General features: G+C 59.6%; 15 protein-coding genes. 4 read left to right on the top strand and 11 right to left on the bottom strand.

Translation table 11 applies throughout. The features are described 5' to 3' along the window. Window positions 1–40 precede the first annotated feature (40 nt). The 4 genes from K3166_RS05725 to K3166_RS05710 form a co-directional block, all read right to left on the bottom strand. Window positions 41–589: a class I SAM-dependent methyltransferase gene (locus K3166_RS05725; protein WP_345719142.1), complete on the bottom strand. Its 549-nt coding sequence runs from the start codon at window positions 587–589 to the stop codon at window positions 41–43. A 150-nt stretch (window positions 590–739) separates the two neighbouring features. Continuing rightward, complete coding sequence (locus K3166_RS05720) at window positions 740–1501, bottom strand: nucleotidyltransferase family protein (protein WP_221423701.1); 762 nt, start codon at window positions 1499–1501, stop codon at window positions 740–742. Then, entirely contained in the window at window positions 1498–2829 is a 1332-nt protein-coding gene (locus K3166_RS05715) for a lipopolysaccharide biosynthesis protein (protein WP_221423700.1), read from the bottom strand. Before K3166_RS05715 ends, K3166_RS05720 begins: the two co-directional genes overlap by 4 nt. A gap of 113 nt (window positions 2830–2942) precedes the next feature. After that, on the bottom strand, window positions 2943–3614 hold the full coding sequence (locus tag K3166_RS05710) for an HAD family hydrolase (RefSeq protein ID WP_221423699.1): 672 nt from the start codon (window positions 3612–3614) through the stop codon (window positions 2943–2945). A gap of 121 nt (window positions 3615–3735) precedes the next feature. Here K3166_RS05710 and K3166_RS05705 point away from each other — a divergent pair, with 121 nt between their 5' ends. The 4 genes from K3166_RS05705 (at window position 3736) to K3166_RS05690 (ending at window position 6871) form a co-directional block, all read left to right on the top strand. After that, window positions 3736–4518, top strand: a complete 783-nt coding sequence (locus tag K3166_RS05705; RefSeq protein WP_221423698.1) for a succinate dehydrogenase iron-sulfur subunit — start codon at window positions 3736–3738, stop codon at window positions 4516–4518. A 1-nt stretch (window position 4519) separates the two neighbouring features. Continuing rightward, window positions 4520–4990, top strand: a complete 471-nt coding sequence (locus tag K3166_RS05700) for a PaaI family thioesterase (protein WP_221423697.1) — start codon at window positions 4520–4522, stop codon at window positions 4988–4990. After that, window positions 4987–6102 (top strand): cell division protein ZapE, encoded by a 1116-nt coding sequence (zapE, locus tag K3166_RS05695; RefSeq protein ID WP_221423696.1) that lies wholly within the window; start codon window positions 4987–4989, stop codon window positions 6100–6102. The genes K3166_RS05700 and zapE overlap by 4 nt, the downstream gene beginning before the upstream one ends. A gap of 70 nt (window positions 6103–6172) precedes the next feature. Continuing rightward, window positions 6173–6871 carry a pirin family protein gene (locus tag K3166_RS05690; protein WP_221423695.1) on the top strand — a complete coding sequence of 233 codons (699 nt, stop codon included), beginning with the start codon at window positions 6173–6175 and terminating at the stop codon, window positions 6869–6871. On the opposite strand, the gene K3166_RS05685 is transcribed toward K3166_RS05690, so the two are convergent. From K3166_RS05685 to K3166_RS05655, 7 genes are read right to left on the bottom strand one after another with little or no spacing between them, the layout of a single operon-like run. Beyond that, entirely contained in the window at window positions 6868–8766 is a 1899-nt protein-coding gene (locus K3166_RS05685; protein WP_221423694.1) for an XrtA/PEP-CTERM system amidotransferase, read from the bottom strand. The two genes, K3166_RS05690 and K3166_RS05685, sit on opposite strands and share 4 nt — an antisense overlap. Before the next feature lie 11 nt (window positions 8767–8777). Next, window positions 8778–9773 (bottom strand): exosortase A, encoded by a 996-nt coding sequence (gene xrtA / locus K3166_RS05680; RefSeq protein ID WP_221423693.1) that lies wholly within the window; start codon window positions 9771–9773, stop codon window positions 8778–8780. Further along, on the bottom strand, window positions 9763–10977 hold the full coding sequence (locus K3166_RS05675; RefSeq protein WP_221423692.1) for a TIGR03087 family PEP-CTERM/XrtA system glycosyltransferase: 1215 nt from the start codon (window positions 10975–10977) through the stop codon (window positions 9763–9765). The genes xrtA and K3166_RS05675 overlap by 11 nt, the downstream gene beginning before the upstream one ends. 4 nt (window positions 10978–10981) lie before the next feature. Beyond that, window positions 10982–12043 carry a FemAB family XrtA/PEP-CTERM system-associated protein gene (locus K3166_RS05670; protein ID WP_221423691.1) on the bottom strand — a complete coding sequence of 354 codons (1062 nt, stop codon included), beginning with the start codon at window positions 12041–12043 and terminating at the stop codon, window positions 10982–10984. Beyond that, complete coding sequence (locus K3166_RS05665) at window positions 12040–12912, bottom strand: XrtA system polysaccharide deacetylase (protein WP_221423690.1); 873 nt, start codon at window positions 12910–12912, stop codon at window positions 12040–12042. The genes K3166_RS05670 and K3166_RS05665 overlap by 4 nt, the downstream gene beginning before the upstream one ends. Window positions 12913–12936: 24 nt before the next feature. Next, on the bottom strand, window positions 12937–14139 hold the full coding sequence (locus K3166_RS05660) for an XrtA/PEP-CTERM system-associated ATPase (RefSeq protein ID WP_221423689.1): 1203 nt from the start codon (window positions 14137–14139) through the stop codon (window positions 12937–12939). A 13-nt stretch (window positions 14140–14152) separates the two neighbouring features. Beyond that, window positions 14153–15793, bottom strand: a complete 1641-nt coding sequence (locus K3166_RS05655; protein WP_221423688.1) for a preprotein translocase subunit YajC — start codon at window positions 15791–15793, stop codon at window positions 14153–14155. Window positions 15794–15795 lie beyond the last annotated feature (2 nt).

Here is a 15795-nt window from a genome sequence, read left to right as displayed (position 1 = left end):
CCGCCCGTCACGCCTCCAGGGCTGGCGGGCGGTTCTGCCATTACACTCCAGCCCGCGTGGCTACGCCCCACTCCATCCATCCCATTACTTTCGGGGTGCGCGGGAGATAGGCTTGCCCCAACGGCGCGACGTCAAACCCAGCACCGCGCAAGGTGGAGCCTACGGTCCTGGTCAGGTGACACCCACCGGCCATGGGTTTCCAGAACGGTTCGATCCGTTCCTGCCATTCTGCCACTTTGGCATCGGGGGCGCGGCCATGCTCAAGAAACAGCAATCGACCCCCTGGCTTCAAAATGCGCCGCATCTCGCTCAGAACCTGTGCCGGCTCCTCCACGGTGCATAAGGTGTAGGTGCAGACTGCCGTATCAAACGAGCCGTCAGAGAACGGAATATCTTCGCCGACGCCTTCCCGAATGTCAGCGTCCCAACCGCGATCGGAAGCACGCTTCCGGGCTGCATCAAGCAACTTCTTGTTGGGGTCGATACCGGCAAAGCCCGTAACCCGCTGGGTATTGTAGAGCGCCTGATTAAGGCCGCCCCCGCAGCCAAGTTCAAATACTCGCCCCTCGGCCAGCGGCACAACTTGCATTCGCCGCTTTTCTATACCCCGCTGACCACAAGCCAAAGTGATCATGCGCGGCATCACGTGTCGATCGTAGAAACTGCGCACTCCCATGCGGGCCTCTCCTACCCAGTCAGGCGCTCACTATGCCTGAAAAGCAGCAGCTGAAAATAGCTTTTAGCTTGGGAACGCACCTTCTTCGAGTAACCTTCGGATATCATTGAGATCTTCCAGCTTGTCCACATCGACTGCCGCAAGCCCGTCTGGCGCTTCGACCAAGGCTGCATTGATACCCATGCGCCTGCCGAGTCTTTCGATGCCGTCTTTCATCGTCAAACGCCCGGTGGCGTATGACATGAGGGTAGCGAGCCCCAACCTTCCCACTATCCGCCATGGGCGCTTGCGATCTCCTTCGACAGCTTGCCAGCTGTCCATCGCCTTTCTCGCGTCCGGCTTTTGCAGCAGGAACAGATTGCAGCCCGACCAGGATCCATCGGCAAACTTGAGATAGGTCCTGCGGCTTTCCGGAAGCCGCTGTTCGATTTTATCACGCCGGGCCAGCATGATCCCCACATCGGCATCCGCGGGGGTTTGTTCGATCAGATACCTGATCCATGCAGCTGCCAAGAGTGCATGATCAGCGGTAGTCACAACCATTGGTGAGCCGATGGCCTCAAATGCCAATGCAGCGCTTTGGCTCGGTCCCGTGCCTGGGGGCATAATTTCCACATCGAGACGCTTAGAGAGATCGATTACCGCAGGGTGATCGCAAGAAACACCTATGCGCTCCGCCCCGGCGTTTTTGAGTGCGGTGACCACCCTTTCAAGAAGTGGTATGCCGCCAATCTCGATCAGGGCTTTGTGCGGCTTCCCTTCCGCGCCGGCCAGCGGATCTCCTCCAGGGCGAGTTCCTGCCAGCACGAGAGCCGAAAACGTCATTCTGAGGCTGCTTTGCTGCGCATTTGGCGCAAGATGATCCAGACGGTGATGCTCATGGCGAGATAGAAGACACTCATGGCCAACGCCACTGCCCAGCCAACTCCAACCGGGCCGTACGAGACAAATGCGATGATCGCTCCGATCAGGACGGCCAGCGAGAGGACCCTCACCCGAAGCGCATACATCGCGTGTCCGGTCGAATAGAGCATCGGTTCATAGGAAACGCTCGCCAATTCGAATGCAGCGCCAACCGCCAGCGGGATCAGGACGACCGCACCCTTCGCGTAATCTTCTCCGCCGATCAGGACCAACAGGGGTTCGCCAAGGAAGATCGCAAGGACGAGCACCACAACGCCGGCGAGAGCAGCTATGTGCGTGACCGTGCGCACCAGACCTTCGAAGCGGTGCGCTTCATCTGCCATCTGCGAAACCGCGAATTCTGGCAGAACGGCGCGCGCAATCAGGACCGCGAACTGTTTCACGCCTTGAGCGAGTTGGTCAGCTAAGCGGTAAAGTCCTGCCGCACTGGTGCCGAGGAAATATCCGACCGCCAGCAGCGGACCTTGCCGCACCGTCGCATCCAGTGTTGTCGCAACATACGTCACGCCAAAAAAGCCGCGCACACCTTCGTTCTCATCGAGCATCTCGCGCCATTGGCCGAAATATTTACGGTCGAATGCTTCGGGCGCCAGACGGCGAGCAGCGATCCAGTAACACAGCGCTGACAGCAGGTCGAAGAAGGCCCATGCAAACAGGAACTTGGCAACACTTGCGCCTGTCAACACGATAATACCGCTGGCGATCAACCTGCCGGTTGGAATTATCGCCTCGATATACATTCCCACGTCGAAGCGCCCCAGCACCCGGACGATGCCGCTCGGAGTGGTCAATCTGGACCACATCAACGCGCAGGCGAACAGGAAGCCCATCATCGTATATTGCGGGTTCAAATCCAGTATCTGGGCGAACCCGAAATAAAGGATCGCCGCGATCCCGCATCCTGTCACCGCACCCAGCACGTCTGCCGAAGTACAGAACCATATTAGTCGACCGAACCGGGGATGGTTTTTCTCGAGGACTGGCTGCGCGCCAAAACGTACCAATGTCTGCCAGGTCTGGAAACCGGCGACCGCGACCAGGGCCTGTGCTGTGCCGAATATCAGCGAAAAGTGCCCGAAGTCCTTTAGCCCTAGGGAACGGGCAAGGATCGCAAGGTAGAAGAAACTGCACACGGCCCCGAAGCCCTTGCCCCCGAGGATCCAAGCCAGGTTTCGCAAGATATTGGACAACCCGTCGCGGCGCTGCGCAGGTTCATTGAGCGGCTGCATGGGCGGTCCTTTGGACGAAATGTGACAAGCGTGCAATTGCGCGCTTCGAAGCAGCCGACACCGCGCACTCTGGCGGGCCTCTGGAGAGCGGAGTTACTCCCTGATCCAGCTTGTTAGCCTTCGGTACTCGGTAGTCCATAGCGCGGGTCTATCACCCGCCAGCCTCTTGCTTTCGCTTTTGCCGTCTCGGCGGGCGATCCCGTGGCGAAGATTGGTTCATCTGACCAGTCAAGCATCGGGCCATCGGCGAAACTATCGCTGACGAACCGCACGCTGCAGGCAGATCGGTCGATGCCCTCCTCGGCGAACCAGTCGAGGACTCGGTCCTTCTTGGTTTCGCCATAACAGTTGCCGCCCGGGATGGTCGAACCATCCCATCGCGTTGCGACAAGCGCTTCGAAGCCCAATCGTTCTGCGAAGCTCGCAGCGTAAAAGTCAAAGGCCGCAGTCGCAATCATGAGCCGCGCACCCGCCGCGCGGTCCTCATCCAGCAGTTGCATCGTCCCGGACATGAGGCCGGGTGCTGCAATCCGCGCTCGAGCATAATCCTCGCCGACCTCATGCAGTCTCCGAACGTCCACATTGCCGAGCATCGTTTTCATGCCAAAGCGCTTAAGCGCAGTGCGAGAATAGAGGCCGATCCGGTAGCCCACCATCGCGAGGATCCAAACCGGCATAAAACCCAGACGCCACGGCGCGACCTTGCTCGCGCCAAAGGCAAGGAAAGGCGTGAATGTCGGGCTCCGGGTCAGGGTCCGGTCGAGATCGTATATTGCAATTCGCACGCGCGACCGCTGCCATGATGAGCCCTCGCAGGCAAGGGAACCTGGAATTGCGGGATCGAACCCTTGCGCCACACGCGCGAAACGCTAGATGGGTTGCGTAAAGCAACAGGATCGCTTCGAAATGGCAACTTTCACCCTCCCGAAGAACTCTAAGATCAGCGGCAAGGGCCGTGCGCACAAAGCCGATGGCGCGGGCCGGGTGAAGAAATTCAAAATTTATCGCTATGATCCCGACACCGGCGAAAACCCACGCTACGATACGTTCGAGCTGGATCTGGATGATTGCGGTCCGATGGTCCTGGACGCCCTGTTCAAGATCAAGAACGAGATCGACCCAACGCTGACGTTCCGCCGCTCGTGCCGCGAGGGTATATGCGGGTCTTGCTCGATGAATCTCAACGGCAAGAACGGCCTGGCCTGCACGACAGCCATTGATGATCTGAAGGGTGAAATTCGCATCACCCCCCTGCCCCACATGGATGTGGTGAAGGATCTGGTACCCGATTTCACTCATTTTTATGCCCAATATGCCTCGATCCGGCCCTGGCTCCAGACGGTCAGTCCGACCCCCAGTGGCAAGGAGCGGCTGCAGTCACCCGAGCAGCGCGAGAAGCTGGACGGCCTATACGAATGCATCCTGTGCGCATGCTGCTCGACGGCGTGCCCGAGCTATTGGTGGAACTCGGACAAGTTCCTCGGGCCGGCTATCCTGCTTCAGGCCTATCGCTGGCTTGCTGACAGCCGTGATGAAATGACGGGCGAGCGTCTTGACCAGCTAGAAGACCCATTCCGGCTGTATCGCTGTCACACCATCATGAACTGCGCGAATGTCTGCCCCAAGGGCCTCAGCCCTGCCAAGGCCATCGCCGAAACGAAGAAAATGATGGCCGAACGCGCAATCTGACGTGAGGCTCTCTGATACAGTTTTCGAACACGGTCCTGATCCGGAGAATCCGGGTTGGCGTCACTGGAATCTAAAAGACGATACGCTGTTTAATGGCGCCGTGATGGGCAAGCTCATCACACGGGTCGACGACGACGGCCGCGCACGCCTGCGCATGTTTCCCGAGCGGCGTCATGAAAACCTCCAGCGTATCATCCATGGGGCGGTAACGCTCTCGCTCATCGACATATCGCTTTTCACCACGATGCATACGATTGGCACCGGCAATGCCGGACCGTCGGTGACGCTCGAACTATCCACGCAATTCGTCGGCGCAGGCGATCCTTCGAGGTCGCTGGATGCGGTTTGTGAGTTGATCCGCGAAACCGGCAGCATGGTCTTCATCCGCGGAACCGTGGTGCAGGAAGACGACGTGGTTTGCGCGTTCTCCGGCATCGTCAAGAAAATGCGCCCACGCCCCGAACCGCAATGAGCGGAATGCTCGCCCGTTACGAGCGGCTGGTAGCCGCAGATGAGCTGCAGCCCGATCCCGATCAGCGCCGTGCAGCAGAACGGCTCGACCGTCTCCAGAAAGACTTGGAGTCCGATGAGCCGGGCGGCCTCCTGTCTCGTCTGTTTCAGGCGAAGAAGACCCGCCCACAGGGCGTTTACATGTGGGGCGGCGTTGGGCGCGGCAAATCGATGCTAATGGACCTGTTCGTCGACAGCTTGTCGATCAAGGAGAAGCGGCGCGTCCACTTTCATGAATTCATGTTGCAGGTTGATGCAATGATCCGCGACGAGCGTGCCAAGGAGGCCGGCAATCCGATCGCTCCGGTCGCACGTCGCATTGCCGATGAGGTCCGCTGCCTCGCTTTTGACGAGATGGTCGTGAACAACACTGCCGATGCGGCTATCATGGCGCGGCTCTTCACGGCGCTGATTTGCGATGAAGGTGTCACCGTCGTCACGACCAGCAACCGGCCTCCCAAAGATTTGTACAAGGACGGACTGAACCGGTCGCTCTTCTTGCCGTTCATCGATCTGGTGCAGGAGGAACTGGATGTCGTTCCTCTCAACGGACCAACCGATTACCGGCTCGACCGGCTCGGAGATCTGGACAGTTGGCATACCCCCATTGGCGAAGATGCCACGGCGCAGGTTCGGGAGGCCTTCTTCCGCTTGACGGACTATGCTCCGGAAGACGCCGACAATGTGCCGAGCGGCGAGCTTGATCTTGGCGGAGGGCGCACACTTCACGTCCCGAAGAGTTTCAAAGGCGTCGGCGTATTCAGCTTCAAACGCCTATGCGGAGAAAACCGCGGTGCTGCCGACTATCTGGCGATTGCCCATGCATACCATACCGTCATCGTGGTCGGCATCCCGCAACTTTCGCCGGAATATCGCAACGAAGCGATCCGGTTCACAAAACTTATCGATGCACTGTACGAAAATAACGTGAAGCTGTTCGCTGCGGCAGCAGCAGCGCCGGAAGATTTGTACCCCTCGGGTGACGGTTCATTCGAGTTCGAACGCACAGTCAGCCGCCTCAAGGAAATGCAGAGCCAAGACTACATGGCGCGGGGCCACGGCCAAGGCACTTGATCGAGCTGAATGTAACCCTATCTCACGGTCATTCCGGCGGCTCATCATCCCCGCCGATGAGAGATTATCCATGATTGATATTCGACCTTTCAAAACGCTCGGCCACGCAGACCACGGCTGGCTGGACGCACGCCATCATTTCAGTTTCGCGAGCTATCATGATCCCGACCGCATGGGTTGGGGTAAAATTCGCGTCTGGAACGACGACACGATTGCAGCGCAAAGCGGCTTCCCGCCCCACCCCCACCGCGACATGGAAATCGTGACCTTCGTCCGGAAGGGCGCGATCAGTCACCGCGACAGCCTTGGAAACGAAGGCCGCACCGGTGCCGGGGACGTCCAGGTCATGAGCGCGGGCACGGGTATTACCCATGCAGAATTCAATCTCGAAAGCGAAGAGACCACGCTTTTCCAGATCTGGATCCTGCCCGATCGGCAGGGTGAGAAACCAGGCTGGGGCCAGCGTGAATTTCCGAAAGCGAACCGCGATGGAGGTTTCGAGATCCTGGCCAGTGGTACACCGGACAAAGACGATGCGCTTTCCATTCGCACCGACGCAAAAGTCGCTGCCGCAACGCTCTCTGCGGGTCAAAGCGCGATCTGGAAAACCGACTCCAGTCGTCACCAGTACCTGGTCGCGCCCACCGGCAAGATCAGGGTCAACGGCAAAGACGCCCAGCCCCGCGATGGCATTGCCGTGACGGGTGAGAGCGAGATTGTCGTCGAAGCGCTGGAAGACGCTGAAGTCGTGTTGGTAGACGCCGGTTAAGCGCCAGGCTGCAAGTGAACGAGCGACCGTTCGAGCATCAGCAATTGCCACAGGGTGCGTCCGTGATCGGACCGCCCGGAAATATGGTCGTCCGCAAGTCGTGAAAGCGATTTGCGGGCGAACCATCCGCTATCGACAAGCAGGCTGCTGGAAGAAATGCGCCGCGCCTCGCTTGCGAGCGGTCCTCGGAACCACTGGGCCAGGGGGGTCACAAAACCCTGTTTCTGGCGGTAGAGTATGTCTGCCGGAAGGTAGCGTTCCATTGTGTGCTTCATCAGCCACTTGCCGGTCTTGCCCCTGATCCGTTCGCGGACAGGCAGGCGAGCAGCAAACTCTATCATGCGGTGATCCAGCAAGGGTTCGCGCGCTTCCAGACCGACCGCCATGCTCGTGCGATCTGTCTTGGTCAGGATGTCGCCCGGCAGCCAGAATTTGAGATCGGCATACTGCGCGCAGTCGAGCCCGCTCCGTGCTGGTGCGTTCCGCATCAGTTGTTCGAAAGGTTGCTCCGCCCGATAGTCTCGGCGCGCCTTGAGCATTTCCTCACCAAACAGCGCAGCACGCTGTTCCGGCGCAAGGATTGCCAGCGCCCTGGCATATCCAGCCTCTCCGCTTTGCGCGAGCGACAGGAACGTGGTCTTTGCACGCAGCGGTTGCGGTGCCCAGTCGGCCTTGGGCCAAAATCGGCCGAGACTGCCGAATACCGGCTCGCGCAATGCCGACGGGATCATTGAGCGAGCCTGTTCTTCGCGCAGCTGGAAAATTTGCCGACGATACCCCGCCAGCGCTTCATCCGCTCCATCACCTGACAGAGCGACGGTGACGTGCTCGCGCGCAAGCTCGCAAACCCTGAGTGTCGGCAGTGCGCTGGCATCGGCGAATGGTTCGTCAAATATCTTGGCGATCCGGTCAATTTCGCTGAACTGGTCGGCGGACACGATGCGTTCGTGATGATCGGTATCGAACAATTTGGCGACCTGCCGGGCGTAGGTCGTCTCATCCACACTCTCGACATCGAAACCGATCGAGCAACTTGTGACCGGCCTCGTGCTGGCCTCGGACATCAGGGCCACGACCGATGAGCTGTCGACCCCGCCTGACAGGAACGCGCCCAACGGCACATCTGCTACCATCCGGCTGGTGACACCTTCCCGCAAGTGATGGAGGAGCTGCGCGGAATGATCTTCGAGACTTCCCTTCTCGCGCTCCGCAAAAGACACATCCCACCATTTCTGCGGCGCCGGCACAGGTTTGCCATGATCCAGCAGCATGAAATGGCCGGCAGGCAGCTTGTCGACATTTTTGAGGACCGCACGATGATCAGGGACATAACCCCAGGTCATGTAGTCTTCGATGGCCAGAGGATCGATCTCGCGCCGCATCAGCGGATGGGCCAGCAGCCCCTTTAGCTCGCTCGCGAATGCGAGTGCGCCGCCCGGCATACGCGCCATATAGAGCGGTTTGACCCCCAGCCTGTCACGGGCAAGGAACAGCTGTCTGCGGCCCAGATCGTAAAGCGCGAACGCGAACATCCCGTCGAGCCGCGAAAGGCAATCCGGACCCCACTTCTGCCAAGCGGCAAGGATAACTTCGGTATCGCCTTCGGTGTTGAACCTGGCGCCAGCCTGCACCAACTCGCGGCGCAATGACCGGTAATTGTAGATCTCGCCATTGAAGACGATCACCGCGCGTCCGTCAGACGAATGCATTGGCTGCGGCGAGCCTTCCAGATCTATAATCGAGAGGCGGCGATGGCCCAGTCCGATACCTTGCCCTGTCCAGACACCGGCACCGTCAGGCCCGCGATGCGCAAGCGCATTCGTCATCACCTCGACCCGCTTGGGATCGACCGGTTTCATCGTCTCGTAATGGAAAACACCCGCGATCCCGCACATGGCGGCAAGCCCTAGACCAGTCGCGCCAGAACGGCAAAAGCCGAAGTGATCAATAGGACTGCGGCGAAGACCAGCTGTGTTGCGGGTGCGGCCCGTTGACGCTGGACCAGCTCAAGGCCGGCGACCTGCGCGGCGCTGAAGCCCGCATCCTCAGGATCACGTTCAAACCAGCGCCACGCGACGCCCAAAACCATCGCAATAACAATGCCGAAGAAAAACCAGCCATAGACGACATGATCGAAGCTGCCCGCGGCCTCGGCACCGATATACTGCGCTATGAAAATCGTCGCCCATGCGCGGATGCCATTGGCAATGATCGGCACCACGATACAGGCCAACATCAGCAGGGCCCGGCTTCTCCAGCTCATGAAACACGTATGTGCCACCAGCACACCGAGTGCGACCATCGCGATCAGGAATTTCACCCCGGAGCACGCTTCCGCCACGATAAACAGGCCCGCCGGTGTATCGATATAGATACCGTCCGACACAGTATCGATCCCGCTTGCAATGGTCAGCCAGGTCGTGATGTGAGCGGTTATTGCCTGCAATTGAGGGATAATCTCGTCACCGAACGGTACCAGAAAGAACGAGTAGAAGAGCGGGAACGCAAGCAGCAGGCTCGCGCGCAGGCCCAGAATTGCAATCACCGCGCCCTGGAATGCTGTCACGGTCCCTGTCTGCGCAATCAGGTTGATATCCAGCCCACGTCCAACCGTCCAAAGGCCCAGCCCAGATACAAGCCAAAGGGCACCTGGCCACCACCCTTGCGGGCTGACCCGAGCAAGCTCTGCGCGCCGCAGCCAGGTCAACCAAGCAATAATCGGCGGGATCAGGAGGATGTGGCTATAGGTGTCTATGTTCCACCATTGATGGGCCATCTCGGCCCACTCGGCGAAGGTCACGGCAAACAGCAGCGCCCAAGCAACGGCGAGGCGCAGGCAGGCCGATTTCCACTGGCCAAGCTCGGCTTGTCCGGGTTGATCGATGGCCGCTTCAGGCAGCATCGCTCTTGCTTTGCGATGTATCGACGATCTCCGCTAAGGTGCGGTAAACTGCATCCCAGCTCATCGAATTGAGGACGTAAGTGCGGGCGGCTTGACCGAGTGCGGCTCCGTCCACCTCACCATTGTGAAGGGCCGCTAAAGCGTCTGCGAATGCCTCATCCTCGCGGCGCACCAGAAAATGGCTCCCATCGGCAGCGCCAATCCCGGTAGCCGCCTCTGGCGTCAGCACGACGGGACGAGCCATAGCCATCGCTTCAAGGACTTTGTTTTGCACCCCGCGCGCGATCGTCAGCGGCGCGACAACCGCTGTTGCGACAGCGATGAACGGGCGGACGTCAGCAACCTCTCCCCATACTGTCACATGCGGAAGCTGGCCCAATCGCAAGACTTCCGCGGATGGCGCGCGGCCCACGATGTGGAATTGCGCCGCGATTTCTCCGCCCACCTTCGGCAGGATCGACCGGGCAAACCGCGTAACTGCCGCGACATTCGGCGGGTAGTCCATCTGTCCCGTGAAGACGAAATGCGCGGCGTCTGATGAGAGCTCAGGATGTGGCTGCGTCTTTCCCGGATCGAAGAATGAAGCATCGATCCCGTTTCCGACCGCACGGATTTGTGCCTGATCATTTACGCCAATTCGATCTGCCAGCAGGCGCGCTTCTTGCTCGCTGATCAGGATCGTTGCATCTGCCAAGCCTACTAGTCGCGCCTCTTCTGCGCTCAGAAGTTCAGCCTCGCGGCGGTTGATCCACACCCGCTGACCGTCTGCCGCATAGGCAGCAAATTTCGCACTGTCGACGTCGCACAAATCCACGATCACGCGTCCACGAAAATCATGCGGCACAAACTGGCCCATCTGACCTGAAAAAACCACGATGGTATCAATCGGCCTTGTCGCCAGCGTGGCTGCGATCCAGTCGCGCAGTTTGCGGCTGTCGAATGCTGCCAAGCTCACCGGTCTTTTGGATAAGATTGCCTCCATCCCGGCAAGAGCTAGGGGCTTCGTTCGACCCAGCAGGCAATGCGAAGCGGAAACTTCTGCCAGCTGATCTTCGCAGGCACGGTCTTCCGCCGTCTCGGCAAATGTCGCGACATGGACCGGCTTGATCTGCGCGAGCGCATTGAGCAGATGGTGCGAGCGTATCTTGTCACCACGGTTAGGCGGAAACGGAATGCGGTGCGCCAGGAAAAGTATCTCGCCCATGTCTTCAGCCAAGTCCGCGGGCGATCCAAGGGCCGATCAGGTTCGCTACCGGTAGCGGCAGCTTTTTCCAAAGCTTGATCTTGGCCGAATACCCTTCATCTGTCGGGTCAATATTGCGCGCCTTCTGGCTTGAGGCAGCCCATGTCCGGTAGGTCAGCGGCTGCGGTTCGAAGCCCCAGTTCTTCTTGAAACTGTATGGACCGCTGCCGAGTTTGGAGCGGCCGAAGTCGAACTTCACACAGCCGCGTCGGCGCGCGTGACACATCAACTCGTAATACATGCGCTCGTTGGCTCGCAGACTGCGTGCCGCCAAGCCTCCTCCGCCCCAGTAAGGCATCACGGAGCCTTCATGATACAGTGAGAGAACACTTGCGATGGGCATGCCCTGGTGGCTGACGGTGAGAATGTCAGCGTCATCGCCAAACTCTTCGATCACGGCCGCAAACAAAGACTTGGGAAAGACGGGCGTACCCAGATTCCGGACGCTTTCGGAATAGCAGGCATAATGCGCAGCCAAATCCTTTGGAGAACGTCCCGTGGTTATCTCGAGATTGTTCTTCAGGCCCTTGCGAACTTCAGCGCGTGCTTTGCGCGGGATCGCGAGTAGCTGTGCTTCGTCATCGCCCGCTAAGCCCGCCTCGAACCCAGCGTGCTTGCCCTCGACGAATTGCCAATCTTCGACTGCTAACTCGCTGCGTAGTTCGATCGACGTCGCACCATGGCGCTGCGCCAATTCTACAGCTGCGGCGCAAAGCGGGGCGACCGAACCTTCATCTGCACAAAGAACACCGCCGCCGACCCCGAATCCGCTGGACACCAGCGCGCGTCCGAAAAGCGGCGAGTGAATATCGCTTAGCGGCAGCCAGCCCGTGATGGCTCCAGTCCTCTCAGTCACAAGGCCAAGTGCATTCTGGCCCGTCCCGGTTTCGATAGCGCGCAGCCATGAAGGGCGGTGAAACGCGGTACCCGAAAGCTCAGCTACGAAAGCTTCGATCCGCTGCACCTCTAACTGATCCGTTAGATCAGCTTGGCGAACGGTTTCTTGCAAGGCCAGCGGAGCGTTCACGCCGCCCAGTCCAGTGCGCGCGCCTTTTCCCGCTCGGCCAGTTCATCCATCCGGCCCCAGGCAAAATCACCGAGCAAATCGCTCAGCTTGCCGGCCATCTTGGAAAGGTTTGTGTAATGCCGCAGCCGAGAGCGTAGCGGAGCATTCGTAACGCGCGGCTGGTCCGGATCGACTTCCCATGGATGGAAATAAAAGACCGCGGGCCGCCCGTCTGTGCGGTTGACCTGTTTGATGGCCCAAGTGCTGAATCCGTAGGGCAGCACTCTGAAGAAGCCGCCCCCACCCGCTGCAAGACGGCGATTTGCAAGCAGGGCGGTCGTGACCGGGATTTCCACGAGGTCGCTTCCCGGAACCGGATTGAACGCGAACCGAGGCGCTTCCCGCCAACCGTAGTGATCGTGAACTACCGGTGCCACGCTTGAAGAATAGACATAACCGTGCTCGGCCAGCACTTCATGTGCCCAAGGGTTGCGGGCGTCGATGGAGAAGCTTGGCGCACGGTAGCCATTGATGGGAGCGCCGCCGGCGTCCTCGAGGATCGCCTGCGCTCTTGCGAGGTCTTCGCCAAATTCCTGGCGGGTAAACTTGAATACGCGCGTGTGATCATAGCCGTGGCTGGCGAGCTCGTGACCGCGGTCAACGATGGCGCGCATGGCCTGCTTGTTGCGTTCTGCCACCCAGCCAAGCGTGAAGAACGTTGCCTTCACTCCGGCTTCATCAAAAAGGTCGAGAATACGGGCGACATTGTCACCGACCCGCAATTGGAGGCTATCCCAATCCTCGCGTTTCAGCGTGTCTTCGAAAGCGCCGACTTGAAACCAGTCCTCGACGTCGACCGAAAGGCCGTTGACGATGCTGCTTTCTCCCATGGTCTGCCCCCGCCCCCAGCGCCGTCAGGCAGCTTCGCGGGTGCTGGCCGACTCGAAATAGTCGATCATCATCGCAAGCACATGCCGTAGCGAGCGTTCCTGCTCGTCGAGGCGCGCTTCGATAGCAGCCAGACGGTCACCAAGGTCACCTGGCATTTCGCCGCCATCGGCGCGAGTGGCCGCAAGCTTCTGTACTTCGCTGCGAAGCGAAACCATTTGCTTGTCCCGCTCGGCGAATGCCCCCTCAATGGCCTCGATCTGCGCATCGAGAAGGCCCTTTTGCCGCGCTTCACCATCCGCTTTAGACATTGCGGCAGGAGGCGCTGCTTGTGTGCGCGCCCTTGCGATAGCGTCGCTGGCTGGAAGATTTCGATCTGGCCTTACGCGCGGGTCGGCAGAGCCGTCGTCAGCAGATGCATCGACCGCCATCTCTTCAATGACCGCGTCGAGCATATCGACTTCAAGCACAGCCTGCTCTTCGAGCGAACCCATCAATAGCAGGCGGTTCATCACCTGGTTGACCTTGCGCGGAATACCATGCGTGGCCTTGTGAAGGCGCGGCCACACGCCGCTGGCAAATTCCGGATTTCCGGTCCAGCCTGCATGCTCTAGGCGGTGGGAGACATAAGGCTCCATCTCGCCTGGCTGCATCGCTTCGAGATGATGCGCTGCAATCACGCGCTGGCGAAGCTGTTCAAGTTCGTCAGACTGAGCGAGCAGGTGTTTGAATTCCGGCTGGCCAAGCAGCAGGGTCTGCAACAAGGGATGCGATCCGAGCTGGAAGTTCGAGAGCATCCTGAGCTCTTCCAGCGCACCGATCGAGAGGTTCTGCGCCTCGTCGACGATGAGCAAAACCCGGCGGCCTTGGCGGGCCTCTTCATGCAGGAACTGTTCAATCGCAGCGAGCGCGCTCGCCTTGTCGCCGCCGTCGACGTCGAGGCCGAAACTGCGCGCTGCAACGTGAATCATTTCTTCGCCGTCAAGCGCGCTGGTCACCACTTCACCAACAGTCATGCGGCGATCATCGAGCTTTTGTTTGAGGTGGGCGACCAGCGTGGACTTACCGGCGCCGACTTCACCGGTGATGACAACGAAGCCCTCGCCCTGGTTCAGGCCATAGCCGAGGTAGCTCAGGGCCTTCCTGTGCGTGATGCTTTCGAAATAGAACGCCGGATCCGGTGTTAACTGGAAAGGGCGCTCAGAGAAGCCGTAGAATTCCTCGTACATCGAAACGTCCTTATCAGAAATCGTAGCGCAGGCCGAGAAGTGCACTCGCCGCGCGAATATCGGCGTCGGTAATCTCGTTGTCGACTGCGTAGATAGACAGTGCAGCGCGCGCCGACAGGTTCCGCCAGACGCTTTGCTGATATGTCGCTGCACTGCCGTAGCTGAAGGTATCACCCAGATCGCCGATACCGCTGTCGAACCAATTGGCGAAGCTGTTCACCGAGAAGCTACCGCTCCAGATCGGGCCGCTCACTCCGGTCGTGATATAGTAGGATTCGTCGACGATATCATTGGCGATGGCCAGCACCGTCTCGGGCGCTGCAATGAATTTGCGGTTGTCGTAACCTGCTGCAATTCCCGCCGTCATGAGGCCGACCTGCTGGGTATAGCTGGCTGCGACACCGCGTCCGCGAAACACGGACGAGCGGACCGAGCCCAGCAGACCCGACAGGCAATTGCTGCCGATTGTCGGGCTGGTGCATCCCGTGATGTCACCGGTGATCGGATCGCGAATGACTTCGAAATCGGTAGGTAGTGCCGACAGGGCATTGGTCACTGTGCCGCCGAAGCCCTGGATGGAATCATATACTGCAATGCCCAGGTTCGAGCGACTGGTAGGCTTCCATGTGAAGCTGCCGTAATAGGTGTCGCTGTCGTACCGGCGGCCGAAGCTTGCCTGCAATTCGGTACGGCTGCTCGGGCGCCAGATAACGCCGACATCCCAAATCAAGCCATCTGCTTCATATGCGATGCGGCGCGGACTGTCGGAATCCACGAGAAAGCGGCCATCGGGGCCGATAATCGGGTTGCCTTCAACGTCGCGCACGGCATCTCGCGCAGAGACCTCGACGTTTTCCAATCCGGCCCCCGCCACGATTGCAAGCGTCGGATTAACCGGGACTGTCAAATCGCCGCGGACATAGGCATCGCGTACGCGCTGGTCGAGATTGTCGATGTCTTCCTGATAATAGCCTGCGCCCACACCGACGCCGATTGGAAACGGAACACCCACCGAGGTTGCAGCGCGAACCATCGCTGATTGCGAGATGCTTTCGTCAAACACATCCACGGCATTGCCGCCGAGTGTCACAAAATCCGGACCCTCAACACGGGTATAGCCGATACGGTAGTTGGCATCGATTTTGACGTCGTCCACGCGAGTGGTGAGAGTCGGCCCGGCGTAGAGCGCGTAGGTCTGGGAGACATTGTCATCGTCCCCTACGATTGGCGCGAGGACCGAGCCCCCGGCACGATCGACACGCGTCCTGCTGGCGAGCGCACCGGCTTCGATCTGGAGGGTGCGCGGCACTATCGCGGTATAACCGCGGACAATGCCGGTCAGAGTATCATTGTCGCGAGCATTCTCGTTCCAGGCAAAATTGCGCTCATAGCGAAGCGCGACGGCGGCCCCGCTGTTGCGGCCGCGAATTTGCGCATCCACACCGGCGGCCAGCTGGGTGTAGGTGACTAGCTCGTCGACCGGGTAAAACTGCCAGGTGAATATCTGGGACGCCTCGATATACGGATCGATGCGCGTGCGGTCCGCCTGCTGAGCCGAACCCCGCGAACTATCTTCATCTCCCATCTCCTGCGCCGCGGCCGGAGAAGCAAAGGCGAACGCGAGAATCGCTGCCAGGTTAGTGATCCGCTTCATCG

The organism is Qipengyuania psychrotolerans, assembly GCF_019711355.1.
Classification (GTDB): domain Bacteria; phylum Pseudomonadota; class Alphaproteobacteria; order Sphingomonadales; family Sphingomonadaceae; genus Qipengyuania; species Qipengyuania psychrotolerans.
Note: the sequence above shows the minus strand (reverse complement) of the source record. Positions and strands in the feature narration are given on the sequence as shown.